Raw genomic sequence first — 23,232 nt, forward strand, 5'->3', positions numbered from 1 at the left:
GACGTGAATCAGTACGGGCGGCTCGCGCAGCGGCACTGGCAGGAGTTCCGGCCGGGGCGCATCGCGGAGATTGATGACCCCGAGGCCTTTTTCGCCGAGCTGGGCACTGATGTCCAGGACGAGGTGCGGGTTCGTTGCACGGCCGAGCGCCTGACCGCGCCCGCTGTGGCGGGGGAGACCTACCTTGAGCGGGCCAGCCGGCTGCAGCAGATACGCCATGAGGCCGAGGCCGAGGTTCTGCGCGAGCTCGTGCTTCTGCCTGCCGATGACGACGTTGACCTTGCCGACGACCCTCACCTCACTGAGGGCGAGCTTGCCGAGGAGCAGTGGCGTGAGAGCCACCTGCACGACCTGCTGGCCGGCCGCAGTAGGCCGGGAGACTTCAGCGCCGCGGAGCGTGTCCGCCTCCGCGCCGGTGCTCCGGCCCGGCTCCTGGAGCTGACGGGGCTCTCGGATGAGGCCCTTGGCCGTCAGGGGCTGCTGTAAATGGCGGCCCAGCAGGGGGCGTTCCGCCCCAACGATCAGAACGATCTTGCGCCGGCCGCGCCGATGGCCCGTCTGGAGGCGAACCTCGCCGCACTGCGGGTCCTCCGGCTGATCCAGGGCGAGAACCGGGATGCGACCGGCGAGGAGCGCCGGGTCCTGGCTCGGTGGTCGTCGTGGGGTGCGCTGCCGAATCTGTTCGCCCCCTCGCGGGAGCGGACCAAGAGCCGCCGGGTGAAATACGAGGCCGCGCATGCGGAGCTGCGGGAGCTGCTGAGCGAGAGGGAGTACGCGGCCGCGAAGCGGACCACGCTGAACGCGCACTACACGGATGCGGCGTTCGTGAAGGTGATCTGGCGGGCGCTGCAGGCGCTCGGGTTCAAGGGCGGCCGGGTGCTGGAGCCGGGCTCCGGGGTGGGCACGTTCATCGGGATGGCGCCCGAGGGTGCCGAGATGACCGGTGTCGAGCTCGACCCGGTGACCGCGGCGATCAGCCAGGCCCTGTATCCGCAGGCCCGGATCGTCAATGAGGGCTTCGAGAAGTCGCGGGTCAAGACCGGCGAGTACGACGCGGCGATCGGCAACGTCCCCTTCCACTCCGCCCGGCTGACGGACCCTCGTCACAATCCCGGCAATTTTCCAATGCATGATCATTTCATCATCAAGGCCCTGGAGGGTGTGCGGGTCGGGGGAGTGGCCGCGTTCATCACCTCGACCGGCACGCTCGACAAGTCCAGCAAGGCTGCCCGCGCCGAGATGGGCGAGCTCGCCGACCTGGTGTGCGCGATCCGGCTGCCCAACGGCGCGCACGCCGCGGCCGCCGGCACCGATGTGGCGACCGACCTCTTGGTGTTCCGCCGCAAGGCGCCCTCGCACAAGAAGCAAGGCGTCGTCTTCGCGAAGACCGAAGAAGTGAAGACCGAAGACGACAAGCGGATGGACGTCAACGAGTACTACCAGAAGCATCCGCGCAACGTGCTCGGCACCCTGGTTCCCGGCCGGGCCCGGGGCGGCAAGCACCGCTCGGAAGTCCTCTCCCGCGGCGGCGACACCGCCGCGCGCCTGGACAAGGAGCTGCAGCGCGAGATCGCGGCCGCCATCGAGGCCGGTCTGGCGATGACCGAGAACCCCGTACGGCGCGAAGAAGAAGCCCAGGGCCCCGACGCACGCGAGCTGTTCGGCGAGAACGCCGAACGGTTCGACGGCCGGATCACCGAACTGCCCGACGGCAGCTTCTGGTCGGCACGGCTGGAGGACAGCGAGCCCCACCCGTGCCCCAAGACCCAGCGCGACGAACTCAAGGCGCTCCTGCAGATACGTGACGCGGTCTCGGCCCTGCTGGACGCGGAGACCTCCACGGACGTCGACGATGCCTGGCTGACCTTCCTGCGCTCGACCCTGAACGCCCATTACGACGAGTATGTCGAGACGTTCGGGCCGGTCAGCCGCTTCACCCGGCAGGAGCGCACCCGCAAGATCGCCTGGGACGACGTGCCCGAGGAGCTGTCCGAGCAGCTGATGGACGCGGCCCTGGAGGTATCGGGCAGGCTGGGGTCCAAGCAGCAGGCCGCGATCGAGAACCTCGGCGACGGCGTCCTCACCGACGCCGACCTGCAGGTCCTCCTCGGCTGGGACGCGACGAAGGCACCGGCCGCCCTGCGCGAGAGCCTGGCTGAACTGCAGGCGGTCCGCGATGAGTTGCGCGAGGCCGGGAAGCTCAAGGTCTGGGCGCGGGTACCGCCGCCGCAGGGCGGCTTCGCGGATGACCCGCACGCCCCGCTGGTCTACGCGCTCGAGGACTACGACGAGGAAACCGGCACCGCCCGCAAGTCCGAGATCTTCACCCAGCGCGTCTCCGCCCCCCGCACCCTGCCCGAGCGGGCGGAGACCGCCGAGGAAGCCGCCGCGATCAGCCTCGACCTGCACGCGGAAATCCGTCTCGACGTCGTCGCCCGGCTGCTGGACCTGGCCGACGAGCAGGCCGCACGGACAGCGCTGATCGGTGTGGTGTACGAGGAGCCCCACACCGAGGGGCTGGTGCCGGCCGCCGAGTACCTGTCGGGCAACGTCCGCCTCAAGCTCACCCAGGCCCAGGACGCCGCCGCCATCGACGCGCGGTTCGCCGCGAACGTCGACGCCCTCACCGCTGTCCAGCCCGAGGACGTCCCGCCCGGCGAGATCCGCGTGAAGCTCGGTGCCCCGTGGGTGGACGCCACCTACGTGCAGGAGTTCCTGCGCGGGCTGCTGCGCGACGAGTCGATCAAGGTGGAGCGCGCCGCCGGATCGACATGGACGCTCGACTGCAACGTCGAGCAGAACGTCATGACGACCGCGGTGTGGGGCACCGAGGCGATGAACGCGGTCCAGATCATCCGCGCCCTGCTCAACCAGCGGCCCATCCGCATCGTCCCCTCCTTCCCCGAAGAGGCCACCGCCGCGGAGAAGGCGCAGATCCGGGCCGAAGCTATGACCGCGACGACCATCGCCAACAAATACGCCGAGAGGATCAACGAGGAGTTCCGCAACTGGCTGTGGAAGGACGAGGAGCGGGCCGAAACCCTCGCCAGCCTCTACAACACCCGCTTCAACAGCTTCGTCCTGCGCAACTACGACGAGGCTCCCAAGCTGTCCTTCCCGGGGCTGTCCACCGCGTTCGATCCCCGCCCGCACCAGCAGGCCGCGGTCTCCCGGATCCTGAACGAGCCCTCCGCGCTGCTCGCCCACGAGGTCGGCGCCGGCAAGACCCTCGAGATGTCCATGGGCGCCATGGAGCTGCGCCGCCTCGGGCTCGCCCGCAAGCCCGCGATCGTCGTCCCGAATCACATGGCGGAGCAGTGGACGAGGGAGTTCCTGCAGGCCTACCCCGGTGCGAAGGTGCTGACCGCCTCCACCAAGGACCTCTCCACCCGGCGTAAGCGCAAGCGGTTCGCTGCCAAGGCCGCCACCGGCGACTGGGACGCGATCATCATGACGTACGGCGTCATGAAGGCGATCCCGCTCTCCGCGGCCGAGCACGAGAACTACATAGCCAACCAGCTCGCCGAGTTCGACCGCGACCTGGAACGCCGCCGCGCCAAGCTCATCGCCGAAGGCGAAGACCCTGACAAAGACGACACCGTCAAGGAGGTCGAGGGCAAGAAGCTGGTGCGCGAGCAGGCCCTGCGCCAGCGGATGCGCTCGATCCGCGAGGGGGGCCTGAGCTGGGAGCAGCTCGGCATCGACTACCTGTTCGTCGACGAGATCCACAATTTCAAAAACCTGTACAACCCGTCCAACAACGCCGGGCTGTCGATTGCCGGGTCGATCCGCGCGACCGACCTGCACATGAAGCTCGAATACATGCGGGAGAAGTACGGCGCCCGCGTGATCACCGGAGCCTCCGCGACGCCGGTGGTCAACTCCATCGCCGAGGCGTACGTGTGGATGAAGCTGCTGCGCCCCGACATCCTCGCCGCCGAAGGCCTGGAGAACTTCGACGACTGGGTCGCCAACCACGCCGAGATCGACACCAGCATCGAGATCGCCCCCGAGGGCGGCCTGCAGACCAAGTCCCGCTTCGCCCGCTTCACCAACATGCCCGAACTTCTGACGGCCTGGTGGGTGCCCACCGACGTCAAGACCGCCGAAGACCTCGGACTGCCCGTCCCCGACGTCTTCGGCGGCGGCCCGCAGATGATCAAGTGCCCGGCCACCAGCGTCCATGCCGAGATAGCCGAGATAGCCAAGGTCCGAGCCCGCGACATCCGCTCGCGCGCCGTGGAACCCAGCGAAGACAACATGCTCAAGCTGGCGTCCTGGATGCGCCAGGCCGCCCTCGACCCGCGCCTGGTCGGCTACGCCCTGGACCCGGACGAGATCACGAAGATCTCGATCGCCGCCGACAAGATCGCCGCCCTGTACCACCAGCACAAGGACGACATCTACCAGGGCCCCAAGGACGAGGCGCCCGACGAGCTCCCCGGCAGTCTCCAGCTCGTTTTCGCCGACCTGGGCACCCCCTCCAAGGAAGCTCTCAAGCAGGGCAAGTGGACCGTCTACGACGGCCTGTTTATGGAGCTCGCCGCCCGCGGTGTGCCCACGGACGGCATCCGCTTCATGCAGGAAGCCCAGAGTGACCGGGACAAGGCCGCCCTCTTCCGCGACGCCCGCAACGGCAAGATCTCCGTCCTCATCGGCAGCACGGAAACCATGGGCACCGGCACCAACGTCCAGCGCCGCGCGATCGCCGTGCACCACCTCGACTGCCCGTGGCGCCCCGTCGACCTGCACCAGCGCACCGGCCGCGTCGTACGCCAGAAGAACTTGAACTACGACCTTCAGCGCGAGGTCCACGTCTACAACTACGTCACCGAGAACTCCTTCGACGCCTACGTTTGGCAACTCGTCCTGGGCAAGGCGAAGTTCATCCAGCAGCTGATGAGCGGCAAGCTCACCGACCGCACCATCGACGACATCTCGATGGACCTCAACGAGTACATGCTCGAAGCGGTCGCCATCGGCGCCGGAGACCCGCGCCTGCAGGAAGTGGGACGGCTCCAGAACGAGATCCTCGGCCTGGAGGCCGAGAAGCACGCCCACAATGCTGCCCAGTACGGCCTGCGCCACACCATCGACACCGAGACCCTGCGCGCCGAGCAGCTCGATGCCAGTATCGCCTGGCTCACCACCATCGTCGGCGACACCACCACGGCCGGCACCCGTCGCTCCACCCGCGACACCGACTTCTCCATGACGGTCCTCGGGAGCAACGGCACCAAGCGCACCTACACCAAGCGCAAGGACGCCGCGGCCGCCCTCCACTACCGGCTCATCGACGCCATCGACGAGATGCGCGGCCAGCGCAACCACCCGCCGCTGGAGATCGCCGAACTGGGCGGGGTGCCCGTCTTCGCCCGCCTGGACTTCCTCGACCTCAAGCTCGACTTCGGCGCCGGCGAGGACGTCACCGTCGACCGCAAGAAACTGACCGCCGACCCCACCTCCGTCTCCGGCACCATCCAGTCCCTCGAATACCGTCTCGCCCACCTCGAAGACGACCTGGCCAAGGCCCAGACGCAGCGCGCCCACGCGCTCGGCGAGGTCGAAAACGCGCAGTCCTACCTCGGCACCGTCTACCACGACGACGACAACCTCATCGAGGCCAAGGCGAAGGTCGCCGCCCTGATGGCAGAGCTGGAAACCGAGGCCCCCGTCCAGGGCAGCGGCCCCGGAGGGGCCGTGCCCAGCTACGCCACCGCAGGCGCCGAGGACGGACCGGCCATGGCACGCTCCGGCGGGGGAGGAGGCGGCGGTGGCCGCTCGCGCAGCCGCTCCGGCGGGGGCGGCGGGGGCGGCGGCGCATCAGCCGACGGCGGCCCGGACGCGGACGACCAGCAGGAGGACTTTCCCCACTACACCGACCGGCTCGGCACGCTGATCGCCGAGCGGCTCCTGGCCGAAGCCCTGCGCGCCGTCGTCGAAACCCACCCCGACGCCGCCACCAGCCCGGGCGGCCGCAAACTCGCCAGGGCCGTCGAGCAACTGCACGAGGAGAGCCGCAGTCTGCGCCAGAAGCGGCTGGACGGTGAACCGTTGGCCCCGGCGGCCGCGATCGTGCCGCCCGACTGGTGGCGCACCGCGATCGAGGAAGCCACCAAGGCCCTGGGCCGCTCCAACCCCATGGCCACCGATCTGAAGCGGCTGGGCCGCCTGGCCACCCTGCACGAACAGCGCTGGACCGCCACGCTCAACACCCCCCTGGCGCTGACCCAGTGGGAGGAGTCCACCGAGCCGCGCGCCGACCAGTCCGGCTCCGAGGACGGCCGCGAGTACATCCGCCTCGACGACCTCGGGCTGTCCGCCAAGTACACCGTGGGCGCCGACCCCGTCGCTGCCCACACCCTGCTGCGCCGCCTTATGGAGGACAGCCCCGCCCTGCACGCCGTCACCAGCGAAGGCCGCCACCTCACCGCCCGCTACCGTGACGGCTCCCGCCTCGAAGCCGTCTCCAACGACGCCCGATTCCTCGGCGTCGCCCGACGGTCCACCCCGACGCAGACCAAGCCCGGAACTCCAGAGTCGAGCAGCCCCGCCGTGGAGGCACCCGACACCGCTCCCGTAGCAGGGCCGTCCCCTGTCACGCTGCCCCCGTTCAACCCCCACGCCCCGCGGGGCACAACGTCGCCGACACCGGCCTCCCCCCATGAGGATCAGGCACCGGACGCACCCGCAGAAGATGCGCACTCCCAGGTGGAGGCCGCACCACTCGAAGCCCCCGCCGCCACTCGCCAGGAAACTGCTGAGCAAGCAGCACAGGCCCCTGCGGGAGAGGCAGGCCTCGCCACCGAGGAGCAGACGTCCACGGCAGACGCACCCGCCGCGGCGCTACCGACACAGGAAGCGACGCCCGATCCCTCGGCGCAGTCGGCCCCCGCAGCCCCACTCGCCGAAGGGGACGCAGGCCTCAGCCACACGCCGAACGAATCCACGAAGGCCACCGGCTCCCGCACCCCTCAGAAAACAGAGGGCCCCGCTCAGGCAAACCGACCTGCCCGCACCGAGCACCGCTTCACCTCGGTGGCCTCCGCCCGCAACCACCTGAGCAACGGAGTCCGCGACCCGCGCTGGGAGCGGCCACCGCGCACCCACAACGGTGTCGCCTTGAAGGGCGCCACCAAGCACGAGAAGGCACAGGTCCGCATCGACACATACTCGGCCCGCCGGAACATGGACCTGGCCCGCAACTCGCAACTCTCCGCCCTGGGAAACTTCCTGATAACCCGCGAGGGCAAAGGCAAGTGGGATGTGTACCACGTCGGCTCGGGCACCATCATGACCGACCGGGCGGCCTACCGAACCAGTGCCGACGCACTGGAGTTCGCCAACGAGTTGGAAGACGCCCGCGACGTCCGGGGCCGTCCCATCGATTGGGGAGCACCTCACATCGGCGACCGGTTGGGCCTGGCCGACGGGCGAAACGAGCTCGAAGCGGCGATCGGCCGGGGCGGCCAGCACGCGTCGACGGCGACCGCCCCAGAAGCACCAGAACGGTCCTCCAGCGCCTCCCAACAGCCAGAGCGGCCAACGAGGACCGCAGAAGGCGCGACCGAGGAGTTGCAACTCTTCTCCGCAGAAGAACAGCAGGCACAGGATGCCCCCGCGCCCGACGCCGAGGAGGCCGGGGCGCCGCAGGCGGTCCCTGTGTTCACCACTCACAAGCAGTGGCAGGACGCTTTCGTCGCGGTCGACGCCGCCGAGATCGCTTTGAGCCGCGCCGCCAGCGACACATGGGCAAGGGATGCCATCCCCCACACCTTCACGCAACTGCGCCAGCACCTTTTCGCCGCGGTCGCAGCCATGGAGGACGGCGACTCCCACGACACCGAAAGCTCGCTGACCCAGAGCCTGCAGCAGGCAGAACGGCTGATGCGCACCCTGCGCGGAGGCGACCGCGCCACCATGGGGCCGCCCCTGGACACCTTCGCGAACCTGACACAGACCTTTTTGGCCCGTCACCGGGCCACCCTCGCCCACCGGGACGGGCAGGACGACCTTGCCCGCACCATCGAGGCTGCCGCACGCGCCCAGTTCGACGACTTCGTGCGCACGTGGAGCGAGCAGAACACCGAGCTGATCCAGGCCGTGCGCGACGGCGCCGACGACGACACACTCCGCGCCAAGACCACCGCCGCACGTGCAGCACAGCCGCCCACCGCCCCGTCGAGCCCGGGCACGCCAAATGCCGACACGGCCACCCCGGACACGGCCGCTCCCACAGCAGCCGTCGGTGGGAGCAGCAACGTGACGCAGGCGGAGCCGACAGATCCGCCTCCCCCGTTCCGTACGCACGACGACATCGCCGAAGCCCTCGCCCGCCTGGACGAGCCGCTGCGCAGGTGGACCGCTACCGGTCTTCGCGACGACCTGTTCATCCGCGGCTCCCACACCGAGTCCCACCAGCACGCAGCGGCGATCGAGCGCCTACGTCAGCCCGGCTGGCCGAAGATGCGCGAACTGCGCGAGGCCCTGGAGGCTTCGGACGCCATCCTCGAGGAGATCGAGGAGCGGCCGGGCGTCGACTTCTCCGGCCGGGCCAAGCCCGCCCTGACCGAACTGCGCGACGAGCTGCGGACGATCCGCGCGCGGGCCACACAAAACCGTCAGGACAACCGAAGCCCCGCTCCCGTTCCCGCGCCCACCCCGGCCCCCCAGCCAGACGCCGACGCCGCACCGGACGCGCCGCGTGACGCCCACGTGGGGGCGTACCCTCCGGCGACGACGCGGTGGACGATCGTCGAAGACCGGCCTGAGCCCTACCGCTCGGAGTTCGACACCCTCTCCTCCGCCGTGGGTGAGCTGAACTCCCTGGTGGTGCTCGCTCACTCCGACATCCCCAAGGAACTGCCCGCCGACCCTGCCCCCGAACTCGCGCAAGCCTTGGCCGAGTTCAACGCGGCCTGGAGTGCGACCCATACCCTCGACAGTGACGACTGGGCCGCTGGGCTGCAGGCCTACGCCCGCGCCCAGGTCGCCACGCTCGCCCTGGCCGGCCGCAGGGAGCTCGGGACGACGGTGCCAGGCCGGCTGCGTCACCTGGCCCACCGAGCCGAACTGCACGTCGACCGCCTCGGCCATACGCCTCAGCCCGAACTCGACGAGAGCTTTCTCGAGTACCTCGGCGACGGCGTGTATGGCTCTGCCCGGCGTAACCCGCCCTACACCACCGCCGAGGAGATCACAGACGCCCTCGACGCCCTCAAACAGGATGTCCCTCAGTCGGTCAGAGCCGAAGGCCGGGAACGGGACGAACAAGCCGCGTTGCTGAGCCGGGCGCTCCTTGCTGCCGCCTGCACCCCGCAGACAGCCGCCGCCCACCTGACGGCCATGGACGGCCTCGCTCGCGCCATCGGGCTCGACAAGCCTCCTGTGACAGGTGCGCTGCCCACTTACATTGCCCGGCTTGCTCAGACCCTGTGGACTAACCCCGACCTGGCAGAGACCGCCCTGGCCGGGCACCCGCAGCCGTTGGAGGCCGTCTACCGCGACCTGCCCCCGGCCGCGCCGTTCACCACCTCCGACGGTGTGGTGGATGACGCCCGGATGCGGCAGGCCCACGAGAGCGTGACCGACTGGGCCCAGCGCGCGGCCGAGCAGTGCCGCAAGCAGAAGGAGTCCGCCGCCGAGCGGCGCCTGGCCGCTGCGTGCTCGGAGATCCAGCAGCGGCCCCTTACCGGGGACGACGGGCACATCCACGCGTTCTGGCCGCACCTGCTGGCCACCGCCGCCGACCTGGCCCGCCAGGTCATGCGCGAGCACGACGACGAGGGACAACACGCATACCGGGAGCGGGACTTCTCCGGCTTCGCCGAAGCGGCGATGGGGCACGCGCGGCGCCTGCACAGCACCCTTATCGAGCAAGAGGGCTCCCTCGACGAGGAGTTGCAGACACTCACGCGCGCCGCGCTCGCCGACCAGACGCTTCTTGAGGCCCTGGGCACGCCCGCATCCGCGCTGACCGACCACGCCCCCGTGCCGTTCGCCCCGGCCCTCAACACCTGGCTCGCCGAACGCGCCGACACGATGTCACCGCTGCTACGGCACACCCTGGCCGCGGATGCGACCCCGACCGGATTCACCGGCGCCTTCGGCCGCCTGGCAAGGACACTGGACGAGGCCGCCACCGGCACCGCTGTGCCGCGCACGGGCCGGCGTCTGCCCATCCCGCCGCAGTGGCAGCAGCACGCCACAGTCGTCGAGGCCCTCCTGGACGCGGCCGCCGACGACCCGCGCATCACCGGCCTCGTGATCAGCAACAACCCCTCCGGCAGCCTCATCCTCAACGAGGTCCGCGACTGGATCCAGGACCAGGTAGCCAACCAGCTCGCCGAGCCCGGGGCGCCCGGGGACCAGGAACTGATCGCCGCGTTCTTCGGCGACACCCACACGCTGGACTCCCTCGTCACCCACATCACCGCCCAGACCGCCCAGACGGCGCGTACGGCCCTGATCCCCGAACCCGCCGCCCTGTTCGCCGTGCAGAAGGGGGAGCAGCGCTTCGTCTGCCGCGGCCGGGAGCTGGAGAAGTGGCTCGGCCCGGACAGTGGGCTGAGGCTGCTGCCCGCCGACGGGGCGGGTGCGCTGTGGTCGCCGGGCAACGTCCGCATCGGCACCCTGCAAGCCCTCCCGCAGCCGGAGGCCGAGCAGTTCGCGGCCACCGTCCAGGACCACACGCCCGCCCAGGCCGCGGCCCTGCTCCGGGACCAGGCGGACGCCTGGCCCGGCCTGGCGGCCCTCGATGAGCCGGTGCGCGACGCGCTCGTTGCCTTCGCCACCCTCCCGCCCGGAAGCCGGCCGGGAGCCGCACCACCGCAGATCGCGATCACGGTCACCGAACCGGAGCCGGGGGAGTGGGACGTGGAGATCCTCCACCCCACGCCCTACCCGCTTGGATCGCAGGCGCTGCAGAGCGTCGACATCCTGCTCTCCGACATACGCGAATGGCTCTCCGTCCACGCCGACCTGCTCGAGGAGCTCGTGCGGTGGCCTGCCGACGACGCCCATGACGCGGTAGAAGAGGCCGAATTCGGTCTGCCCGAGCCGGGCGGCAACGGCGGTCCCGCCGAGCACTGGCTGGCCATCGCCGTGGCCGGCCAATGGCTGCGGGTGATCCACCAGCGCCTGACCGACAGTGACACCGCCCGCCCCCTGCACCCGACACTCCAAGAGCTCACCACCGTGCTGCGCTCGGTGGACAACTACGTGTCACGGGCCGCCGCCCGAGGCATCCCCGCCCCCAGCCACGGAGAGATCGCGGCGGCTGCCGGACACACACCGTTCGCACAGGCCCAAGACGCCACGGCCGCCCTTGCCGGCCTCCAGCAGACCTGGCGCGACTTGGCCCAGGAGCTGGGCCCCATCGAGCAACTGGCCGACGTGGAGCGGCACGCGGTCATCCGCCTGCATGCCCTCCTGGATGACCCGAAGCCCGGCGCCACGCCCAACGGCTGGTACGCCCTGATTGCACGGGCCGGCGACCTCGCCCGGGTGGAATCCCGGAAGGTCTCCGACCGGATGCTCGGGTGGGCGAGCCTTGCCGACGCCATCGAGGAGACGCGCAACCGGTGGGCGGCCACCATGCGCTCCGCCCCCAGCCTCGCCGCCGACGCGGCACGCCAGAGCGGGGTGCTGCACCTGACGCGGCCCGAGCTGGCACCGGCCAACCCGCCGCCCACCGAAGCCGTGGAGTTCGCGGCCCGGCACACCTACGTCATCAGCCTCGCCCAGCGCCTGACGGACGCGGAGCGGGGACTGCGCGCCGAGGAACGGCCGGACGAACGCACCCTGCTGCGGCTGATCAACCTTGTCACCGAACAGCACGCCGACATCACCGAGAGCCTGTCCCCGGTGCTGCCCGCCCTGCTGCACGAAATCAGCGAGCGCGCACTGAAGGTCTGGCACGTCCAAGCCGATGAGGGCCACCGCGATCACGGCGACCTCCTGACGTCGCTGAGCAGCATCGCGAGTCGGCACGCCGCCATCATGCAGACCTTCGTCGACGAAGCCGACACGCAGGTGCAGCAAGAAGCCGCCGCACTCGCCGCGACCGACCAGCAGGTGATGGCCACCATCACCTACACCGCCTCCCCGACCGCCGAGGTCCCCCAGGCACCCGCCCTGTGGGCGTGGCTCGAAGCGCGGGAACAGGACATGTCACCGCGCCTGCGGCGCGCCCTGCACAGCGACATCGGTCCGATGGGCGACTTCGTCGGCCTCTTCGGCACCATGTGGCGCACCCTGCTCGACGCCGCCCCCGCCGATGCGGCACCGGCCCTGAGCCCGCTGCCCGCCGCCGGCACCGAACTGCCCGGCCTGTGGCAGCCGTGGGCCGAGCAGGTGGCCGCGCTCGCGGATGCGGCCAGCAGCGACATCGACCTGCGCCTGCGCGTCACCGGCGGCCTGGGCGACGACGGCGAGGACCTGATCAGCCGCTTCACCGAGGAACACCTCGCCGCCCATCAGGACGTCCTGCCCGCCGGCCTGCTTGAGCTGTACTTCGCCGAAGACGACGCGCCCACCACCGCCGCCGAATTCCTGCACACCTACCTGGTCCGCGAAGTCACCGCACGCCTGAGTGCCACGACGGCCCCCGATGCCCCGACGCCCGGGGCGCCGGTCCCCGCGGCCGCGCTGGCCGCCTGGCACCTGGCGGACCCGCAGGGCATGGGCGACACGGAGGACCCCTACCCCGACCAGGCCGCCGCCCGCACCGGCGCACTCCAACTCATCGCCGCCTTGGGGGAGTTCACCCGAACTTGGAGCGGACGCCAGTACGCCAGCGAGAAGGCCGTCAAGGAGATCGCCGACGAAGCGGCCGCCGCGTTGTGGCAGGACGCGACCGCCGAGCAGGTCGGCACACGGCCCGAGGCCGCGCGCTGGTGCCGCACGCTCGTCGACCTCGCCCACGCCTTCCAGTTCCGCCTCGAAGAGGACGGCATCCACGAGTCCAGCATCAGCACCCTGGCCTCGGCCGCCTACGAGCACACCGCCCGCATGCACGTCACCACCGAGGCCCTGGCCGCCTCCGGAGCAGAGACCTGGCCGACCGGAGCGGAGGACGGCGAGCAGCAGCGCGCCCGCGCCCTCGCCCAGAGCATCGCCGCACACGTGCCCGACTCCCAGCTGATGCGCACCGCCGGATCCGCGACCTGGGACGAGACCGTCACCTACACCGCGCCCGAGCTGTACGCGCTCGCGCTGAGCACCGGCGCCAGCACCCCGGCCTGGGACAACGGCGTCCTCACCGTCACCGGCACCGACAGCGAGCCGCGGATCTTCACCCCCGTGGGCGAGACGGGCAGCGACACCATGCGCCTTGCCCGGCGCCGCCCCATCGGCGCCCCGCTCGAAGAGCACGCCCAGGCCTTCGAGTCCACCCTCACCGAGCCGATTACCATCGCGGCCGAACTCGACAAGACTGGTGCGGCGCTCCACGCGCTGCACAAGGACGCGGTGCGCCACCTGCGCACCGTGCTGGCGGACAACGAGCAGATCACCGCGTTCGAGCAGGCTCTGCCCTTCATCGGCGGCGCGAGCTCCTGGCACGGCCAAGCGACCCAGATGAGGGAGCTGTCGCAGGCCGCCGCACAGGCGCTCCGCGCCGTCGAGGAAGTGATCGGACGGACCAGCAGGCACCACACGGCGCAGCCCGCCCACCACGCCCTGCGCCTCGTGCGGGAGGCCGCAGACCGGCTCGCCGAGCACCTGGTGCCCGACCGCCTCGCCACGACCGGTGCCACCTACCCGGCCCGCGACATGCAGCAGGCCCAGGAACGCATCACCGCGCTCGCCTACCTCCTTGACCACCTCTCCTTCGCCGACAACATGCCCGCCGAGGCAGGCCGGGACCTGGAGGCGGCCCTCCGCCTGCGGGACGGGCACCGTGACGTCGGAGGACTCGCCGGAGAGCTCCACCGCCACCAGAAGGTCGCGGACGCCGCCAAGACCTTGCTCAACAACAGCGGAACCCAGCGCGGCTTCTTCGCGCTGGCGCTGCACAACCTGGCGCGCCATCACGTCGACCGGATCGGCCGCCACCTGCTCACCCTTCCCGCCGACGGCGCCCACGCCCACCGCGTACCTGCCCCGAGCACACCGGCCGACGATGCGACGCCCGTCCCGCAGGGCGCGCAGCCCTACGCCGGTACCGCGGAGGGGCTCGCCGCGCAGGAGGACCTCCTGGAACTGGTGCGGACCGCGGTATTGCCGGACCGGCGACCCCTGACCGCGGGCCATGCGCCCATCGTGCTGGCTGGCCTGATGCAGGCCCGCGACCAAGGCATCGTCTACAGCGACCACCACGCCCTGGCCGCGTTCGCCGAACAGGTGCGAGGCCAGGCACACCTGCACCGCCTCGACAACATCGACGACGCGAGCAGGCTCGAGGCCGCGGCCCAGGCCGCCTCCACGCACGCCGGGAACCTCGCCGCCACCGAGCGGGACGCCGATCCGCGCCTGTACCTCGCGCTGCTCGAACTGCGCCGCCGGGCCGAAAATGATCCCGAGCTCGCCGCTCACGCCGAACCCGGCGCCGACCCGCAGGCCGCCCGGCAGGCCGCGGCCGACTGGCTGTACGGCACCGCGTTGCAGCACGACCTGCCCGCCGAGCAGATCACCCTGCTCACCGACGTCATCCAGCGTGGCGGGGGAGACGTGCTGGGCGACGGGCCGCTCGCGGCCTGGTGGCAGACGCTCCAAGCCACCCGCCCGGCCGCCGTCACCTCGGCACTACGGAGCGAGTTCCCCGGCGGCACGGTACGCGGTTCGATCACCGCGTTCCGCAACCGGCGCGCCCCGCTGCTGGACCGGATCGAGCAGGTTCTGGCGCTGGACGCGGTCCGTGAGAAGCTCGCCAGCCCGCACACCGACGACCTCGGCGCGGCCGGGCTGCGCCGCCCGGCGCGCATCCTCGCCCGCGACGAGAAGCTGGACGATCGCGAGAGCGTCTACCGCGCCACCCTCGACGTGGCCCGGGCCGCCCGCTACCTGGCCGAGCGCGCCGCTCACCACCAGCTCCCGGACGCCGACCAGAAGGTCATCGCCGCCCTGGTGGTTCCCGCACAGGGGCTGGCAGCCGACTGGATCGCCTCTGCCGACGAGCCCCGCATCTTCCCCGACGGCGCGCAGGCCCCGCTGTGCCCGCCCTCCCCGGCCACCGCCCCCACCGGCACCGTCACCACGACCGAACGCGCCATCGCCCAGATCCTGGACAACAGCGGGCTGGTACCCGCCGCATGGGGCGGCGGCGGATACACGCTGGCGCCGAACCTGGACGGCACCGTCGCCATCACCATGACGATGATGCGGTTCGAAGCGCCCAATGAGCGCGACGCCCGCATCTGGAGCCTGCACGATCTGGGCTGGAAGCCCGTCACCGTCGACGAGGACAACCCGCGCAGCGCCCATAGCGGCGAGGCCCGCCACGTCACCGTCACCCCGCCCCGCGGCCTGGACGCCGAACGCCACCACCTCGCCACCGAAGTCCACGCCATCCTGGACGCCCGCCGCCGGCGCGGCGACCGCACCGAAACCTTCCAGGTGCGCCCGGCCACCGAACAGGACTTTCCCGGCGCCGCTGCCACCACGGCCGTCATCGCGACCGGACGCATCACCCTCGACTCCGACCTCAAGCGCGCCGGATACACCACCGAACGCCTCGGCGAACGCGGCGTGGTGGTGCGCCGGCCACAAGGCGCGGTGCCGATCGGACCGTACAGCCCCGCCCACACCACCCGGCCCGACGCGGTGCGCCTCGCCGCTGTGAGTGCGGCCCTGCGGCCGCTGCACGCACAGCTCACCAGCCTGTTGGCCGCCGCCCAGGACTCGCACCCAAGCCTCAACGGCCTCGACGCACTCAGGGACCTGGGCGCCGAACTGGACGCTCTCGACCAGGACTTCCCCCTGGCCGGCAACCCGCCGCACGTCCTGGACCGGTCGCCGCGCCGCCACGCACTGGAGCGCACCGTCGTCTACGGCCTGCTCGACCGGTTGAAGCGGGAGGGCGCACCCCACAACGAGACCCTCGACCGTGCCCTGATCGAGGCGCACGGGCAGGGCGCCGACCGACACGTCCACGAGCTCGCCGGGGCGCTGCAGCAACTCCTGCACGAGTACGCCAGCGGCCGGGACGACCGGGCGCGCACCCGACTCGCCAACCCCCGCCCCACTTGGGAAGAGGAGCAGCGCAGCCGCGACCACGAATCCACCCCAACCCCCGCGACGGCCCAGACGAACGCCCCGGCCGCCCAGCCGACGGCGGGCCCCGCGCTGTCCAGCGATTCGGCGCGCGCCGAGCGCGACCCAGTCCCCGAGGGCGACCAGCAAAGTGCCCTCCCTCCGGCCGGGCGTGAGCCCGTGACCCGCGAAGCCGGGGAGACGATGCGTCCCTACTCGAGCGCGAAGGAGTGGCGCGACCACCTCGCCGAAGTTCCGGTCTCCCCGCTGCATTGGGACGCGGACCACGACCTGGCCGAAGCCTTCCGAGCGGCCGACCCGGTCGCACACGCACTGCTGTTCACCACCGGGCTGAACGACCTTGCCCTGCATCCGGGCGAGGTACCGGCCCCGTCTGAGGTCACCGTCCCCTACGCGTTCCAGCTCGCCGACGCCGCCGACGCGCTCGGTGCGTTCCTCACCGACCAGGGCGCATCCGAACACGCTTGGCAACAGGCCACGGCATGGGCGGCCGTGATGCGACAGAGTGCACAACGACTGCAGCAGACCGCAGAGGGCGGCCACTGGCAGCACCTGTCCGCCTCCCTGCCCCGGGGAGTCCCGCCCGGTGCCCAGGAACGCAACGCCCGCCGTACGCAGCGCGCCGCACGCTCACACGAGTTCACCGCAGATCCCTGGCGCCTGTATGCCCCCTTGAGTGGCACTGACGCCGGGCCCTGGGAGGGCCACGACGTCACGCACACCGCGAGGTCACTGATCGCGTCCGGGGCCCTGGCCTACACCGACACCGACGGCGCGGTCGTCGTCGACATCCCGGCCCATCCGGGCGCGGTACGCACACACCGCCTGGTCTTCACCCCCCTGGATCCTCAGGCAACCCTGGACCACCTGGCGACGCTGCCGCGGTTCGCCGCCCGCACGGACGGCACCCGCTTCGAACTCATCGACGACCTCCTCGACCACCTTCGCTCCGCCAGCCCGGAGCTGGCCGAACCCGGCCAGAGCGCCCTCTCTCCCCCCCGGGCCGCACACCTGAGGGAGATCGCCGACTCCGGCCGCCTGGCCCTCACCCCAAGCGGGAACCTCGCCGTCTACCAGCACCCCGACGACCAGCAGTGGCACATGGCCCTGCCCGGCCCGATGGCCGACCTTCCCGGGGCTCCGGCCCTGGCCGACAAGCGCACCGCCCTGCGGTTCGCCGCCCGTGTTGAGGCCGTCCTCGCCGGCCCCTCCGAGACCCCCTTCCCATTCGCCTCCCCCCTGGCCGGACACGTCGCCCGCCTGTGGCGCACCGGCTCCGGTGACACCGTCGAAGAGGCGGTCCACGCAATAGCGGTCGAAGACCGGCATCTGCCAGCCGACCCAGAGCACGACGCTGAAGCCCGACTCACCCGGCAGGACACCGAACTCGCCGCGGGATACACCACGATCGCCCTCACACGGGACCTCACCCCCGGCGACCGGATCAGCTTCCGCCACCAGGTCACCGCAACCGACGTGGCCGACAGCCGCCTGCGGGGTGCGACGGCGCCCGCCGAGGGGGAATGGGTGACCGTGCGGGGCACCGTCACCGCGGCTCCGAACCTGCGCGAACGCACCGACGAGCATGGCCAGCCTGTCGACCTGCACAGGGTCATCAGCCTGGACGACGCCACCTGGAGCGACCACCAGGGACGCAGCGGACCCGCGTCCTGGCTCCATGGGCCGGGGCCCCGGTACCAACTGCGGTGCCACACCCGCATGCCTCATCTCCTGCAGGAACGAGCCACTGCGTTCCTCAACCGGCTGCCCGACAGCCCGGCGCCGGACGGCGACGCCGATCGCCGCCTGTTCAAGAAGGTGCGGCCCAGCGCCCCCTGGCGCCTGGCTCAGGGCGCCCTCACCCGACTGGCCCAGGGCGCCAGCTACAGCGGCGATCCCTCCCAGGACCTGCACCTGATCAGTGACCTGCTCCGCGACTTCGATAAGCGTCTGGGGACCGGTTCCGGTTCCTATGCCCAGACACGGCAGCACGCGCGGCAGCTGGCGGACGACATCACCGTGGCCGCCGACCTGTACCAGCCCGGCGACCGGGCTGCCCGGGGGCGCGGCCGCCACGGCTGGGACCTTGTCTACCCCTGGGAGCTGCAGCTTGGTGACGAGGTCTGGGCGGATGGCTTTGAGAGCTCCACCTCGCAGCGCACCAGCAATGTCCACGGCCGCGTCACCGCACCAGGCAGCTTCACCGCCGCCGGCGACAGGCTGAGTGCCTTCCGCAGCTGGCATGGCAAGGGACGCAACTACACGCTCGCGCACAGCTTGAGCGGCCCGTTCAGCTCGGTGCTCGTGCCGCTGACTGGGCTGGTCGAGCGTTCGCCGCGACTCCTGCGGCTGCCAACGTCGCCCGATCGAGCGCACCAGCCCGCCCAAAAGAACCCTCCCGCCGCAGCCCCCGCACCTGCGATGCAGCCGCAGACAGCGGCCGCTCAGGCGCAGTCCGGTGCCAGCCCCGCGGGCGAAGCACCCCCCAGCCCCGCCGCCGGGCCCGGCGAGGGCCAACACAGCGACCACGACCAGCGGACCGCCGAGCCGCTCTCCGGGGGCGGCGCCGGCCCCGGCACTCCGCCGCCCCCCGCGCCTGGCGGCAACGACGAGGCCGACCAGCCCGCCGGACAGCCGGGGGGCAAGCAGCCGCAGGCCGGGGCCTTCACCCACTTCAAGGAGATCAGCGCACCGCGCCGCGCCCTCAACCAGGCCATCCGCGCAGTAGCGCGCACTGGCCACTTCAAGGAGCGGGCAGCCCAGAGCGGCCCCGAGACGGCGCTGAGCGACGCCCTCGCGACCTTCACCCGGGTCTCCCTGCGCGATCCCGCAGCCTTCCACGCGGCCGTCGACGGCGTCCACGCGGCCGTCACCGCCGTGACGAACGCCTGGCGGGACACGACGGTGCCCGACGACGCCGCCCAGGCCCTGGCCGAGCTGGCACAGGCAGCCGACTCCTTCACCGCCGTGTGGCGGGCCACCGCCACCTCCGACGCCTGGGAGACCCTGTTCAACGACGCGCCCCGCCCCAGCCTCCCGCAGACACAGCCCGCCCCCGCACCGGACGGTCAGAGCTCCGCCGAACCGGCCGCCTGGGACATCACCGATGCCGCCGTGCCCGGCATCACCCTGGCCGAGCAGCACGCCGCCCTCCGCGCCGTGATCAACGAATTCGGCACGCTCACCCCCGCCCCCAACCCGGCCGGATCCGGGCTCGCCGCGTATGTCCGACGGATGGACGACCCCGCCCAGATGAACGCATGGCGCACCGAGCTGGTCGCCTCCGGCCGTGGCATCTGGATCGGCAACCGCAAAGATTTCCGCGGCATCGCACGGCTTGACCCCGCCCCCGACGGCATCCTGTTCAGCACGCAGGGGACCGACGACCGGCCCGCGATGAGCATGGTGATGCGGTGGGAAGAACTCCCCGCCTGGCTGGACCTCGGCCTGAGCGAGCAGACGCGCCGCGAACTCCTGGACGCCGAGGAAGCCCTGGCCGCCGCACCCCGAAGCCAGGCGGCGCGAGAGCGACTCGGCCAGGTCCAGCTGACGGTCTGGGACGCGCTGCAGGCCGCCGGGGAGCCCGCTGCCGAAGCCCTCGCCGCCTCCTTCAACCGCTACCGCACCACCGAGCCGGCACCGGAACCGGACGCGCTGTTCGACCTGGAGCCCACCACCCCCGCCCACGGCCCCTACACCAGTATCGAGGACTTCACCCGCGCCACCGCGGACCTCATCACCGCCACGTGGGCGCTCACCGCCCACCCGCAGTGGCCCACCGACAACCCGCGCACCCGGCAGCTGCGCGAGGCGAGCGCGGCCGTCCGGGCAGCCAGCACCACCACCCCGACCGAAGCCGTCCGCGCGATCCTCGGGCTTGCCCGAGCCACTCAGGACACCCGCCTCCCCGAGATCCTCCCGGCGCAGGTGCGTCCCCTGTTCACCACGCTCGCCGACCGTGCCCACGAGCACGCCGACCGGGTCGCCGCCACCGCATGGGGCGAGGCGTGGCGGCAGGTGTTCCCCACCGCGGCCGAACCCTGGAGCGAGGACCCGTTCCTGCTGCCCCGCCTCGGCTACGCCGACCCGCGCCCGATCAGCCCCCAGGCGCAGGCCATGGAACCGCTGAACGACTACGAGGCAGGCGGAAACCAGACCTACGAGCAGATCACTCACACCGATGCCCCGGACGGGCCGGCGTACGCGGTTCCCGGCACCGACGGGTTCACCGTGCTGGCGGCGCCGGGCATCTTCCACGGCCCCGCCTACACCCTGCGCACCCCCGACGACACGATCGTGGCCACGCTCGTGAAGGAAGGGGAAGGCTGGCACACCGTGATGGGGGAGCACCTGCCCCACCACACCGACCAGACGCTCACCATCCTGCCCCCGCAGCCGTTCGGTCAGGACAACTTCCACCACACGGTCCTCAACGCCCTGCGCGTCTGGGCCGAGGAGCACAACCGGCCGCTGCCCGGCCACGCCACGTACCCCGATGCCATGCGCCTGTCCTGGGCCTTCGCCGAACTCGACCCGTACGCCGCCGCACTGCGCACCGCCGGCCGCCACGCCTGGCCGCTCACCCACACCCAGCAGCCCGCCCTCACCCGAGTCCTCAACGCACTGAGCCAGGTGCAGGCACACGACCGGGCCGGGCTCGACGACGAGCAGATCCGCACCAAGGCCGATGCCATCGAGCAACTCGCCCCCGCCGTACGCACGCTGCGCATCCAGCTCGAGGACGAGCAGCTGCACACCAGCGACCTGTACGGGCTCACCCGGGTGCTGTCCGGACGCGCCCACGAGATGCCGGAGCGCCTGCGCACCTTTGCCAGCTCCCGCACCACCCTCGCACCCGAACCCGCTGCTGCCCCGACGCCCGAGGTGGCCGCCCCCGCACCGGAGGCCGCGACGACTACCAGCCCCGCACCCGAGGACGGCGGCGCACCGGTGACGGAAGGCGGCGTGTGGGATCCCCACTACCCCGTCCCCGCGACGGTTGGCCAGCTGTGGACGACCGCCCAGGCCCAGGGCTGGACCATGACCCGGAGCACAGACGCGCGCTTCGCCAGCCAGCGCCTCAACGTCGAGCTCGAAGCCCACACCGTGGTCGGACGCTGGAGTTTCAGCCTGGAGTGGCACCCGCGCAAGGGGCGGTTCGCCGCCGACAAGCAGCGGTCCTTCGCCCTGTGGCCCGATGGCCGCACCGAACCGCGCGGCGGCGAGACCCACCCCACGATCGCGGACGCCCTCAACGCCATGCGCCGCTACCAGGCGATTCCCGCCCCTGTCGAAGAGGATGCCGCCGCAGCCTCCGCCGAGCAGGAGGTTGCGGTTGAGCCGACGGTCGCTCCTGTAGCCGTCGCCGATCAGCCGGAGACGGCACAGGAGGTACCGGCTGAGGAGTCCGGCGCCGCGGCCGAGCCGGACGAGAGCTCCGCGATGCCGTTCGACGCGCAGGAAGTCGCGGGCATGCCCGGCTACTGGTGGCGCCTGGAGCCGCCGCGCGAAGGCTCCCGCGACGACGTCGAGCGCATCACCGTGGGCCACGGCACCGAGCAGATCGGCCACGGGCACGGGCCCAACGTCGGGGATGGCGCGCTCAAGTGGCGGATCTCGGTGGGCACCGACTACATGCCCGGCGAGCGCACCCCTTCCGCCAGCGCGAAGAAGATCGCCGAACGCCACCAGGCTCTGCAGGAGGCCGCTCTCGTCACCGGGCCCAGGCCTGCGGAGACGGTGTGGGTCCATCACGAGCGGGAGCATGGAGAGGAGACCCGTACCTACGTATTCGGTGTCGCCGGGGGCGACAAGGACACCCTGGCTGCTCTGGAAGCCGCCGACTTCATCCGTATGCGCAGCGCCGGCGCATGGGTCCAGAGCAAGGGCACCCGCCCCGAGACGCGGGCCTACAAGACGGGCCTGTTCGTACGGCGCATGCTCAAGCACGGCCGATCCATCGCGGTCCACTACAACCGCGACGGGGCACCCGCCGACACCGCCCTGCCCGAGCTCGACGACGCGCGGCGCGGCGAACTCGACGCCCTCACCCACGGGGAGCGCAGGGACTGGAGCCCGATCGAGTTCGAGGCCGGGGACCAGGTACTCCTGAAGGGCTCGCACAGCTGGTGGCACACGGTCACCGATGTCAAGCCCGGGCGGCTGACCGTGGAGCTGGAGACCGTCGTCTACGGCGATGTCCTGGCCCGTCGCCGCGGCGAGGACCTGCTCACCGCCACCGACCCGGTCGGTGAGATCATCACCGCCCGCCCCGGAACCATCGACCTGCGCGGCGAAGCCCCCGAGATCCTCGAAGCCGAACAGGCCCGACTAAACCTGCCGCTGGCCGATGCCGCGCACGCTCCCTTCGTCGAAGCCCGCCGCACACAGATCACCACCGAGCGGGAACGGGTGTCGGGCGGCCTGGCCCGCAGGGAGAAGCGTCGTGCCCAGTTGCAGGCGATCCTCGGCAACCCGAAGGAGCTCAAGAACCTGAGCGGCCGGCTCGTGCACAACGAGGTCGGCGAACTTCTCGGGGCCGTCGTCAGCCGGGACAGGATGCCCGACCCGCCCCGGACCCGGAAGGAGAGCCGAAAGTGGATCTTCGTCGACGTGGACGGCAACGCCGTGGGCGAGTTGGACCGCAAGGGCGACGCGGAACAGTACGCGATCGACCGCGAAGATGATCTCCACGCGGTCGCCCCGGTGGGCTGGCGGGGCGATGCCTGGACGCAGATCGCACCCGGAGTATCTGTGCGCCTGCCCGCACCGCAGGGCAGTCGACTCACACCGGAGAGCTGGACCCCGGTATTCACCGTGACCAGCATCAGCAGGGGCGCCGACGGTTCCGTGACCGTGTACGGAACGCGCCAGGGCACCCCCGTCAGCTACCACCTGAGCGCGACGGAGGCGAAAACCCGGCCCCTGAGGGAGGCCGTGGGCGAACTGGCCCTGCTCCCCGAGACCATCGTTACCCGCGCGGCAAGGCCCGCCCTTCTCACGGCACTGGACCACCCCACC

Annotated in this window: 2 protein-coding genes (1 of these 2 running past the window's edge); both read left to right on the forward strand. The window is 71.4% G+C overall.

Features of this window, described 5'->3' with window-relative positions; translation table 11 throughout:
- Window positions 1-3: 3 nt before the first annotated feature.
- Complete coding sequence (locus tag OG883_RS43080; protein WP_266553721.1) at window positions 4-486, forward strand: hypothetical protein; 483 nt, start codon at window positions 4-6, stop codon at window positions 484-486.
- Window positions 487-23,232: the 5' portion of a UvrD-helicase domain-containing protein gene (locus OG883_RS43085; RefSeq protein WP_266553723.1), read on the forward strand. It continues 9,699 nt past the right edge of the window; 22,746 of the gene's 32,445 nt are visible here — the first part of the coding sequence; it begins with the start codon at window positions 487-489; its stop codon lies beyond the right edge, outside the window.

This window comes from Streptomyces sp. NBC_01142, assembly GCF_026341125.1.
GTDB lineage: Bacteria > Actinomycetota > Actinomycetes > Streptomycetales > Streptomycetaceae > Streptomyces.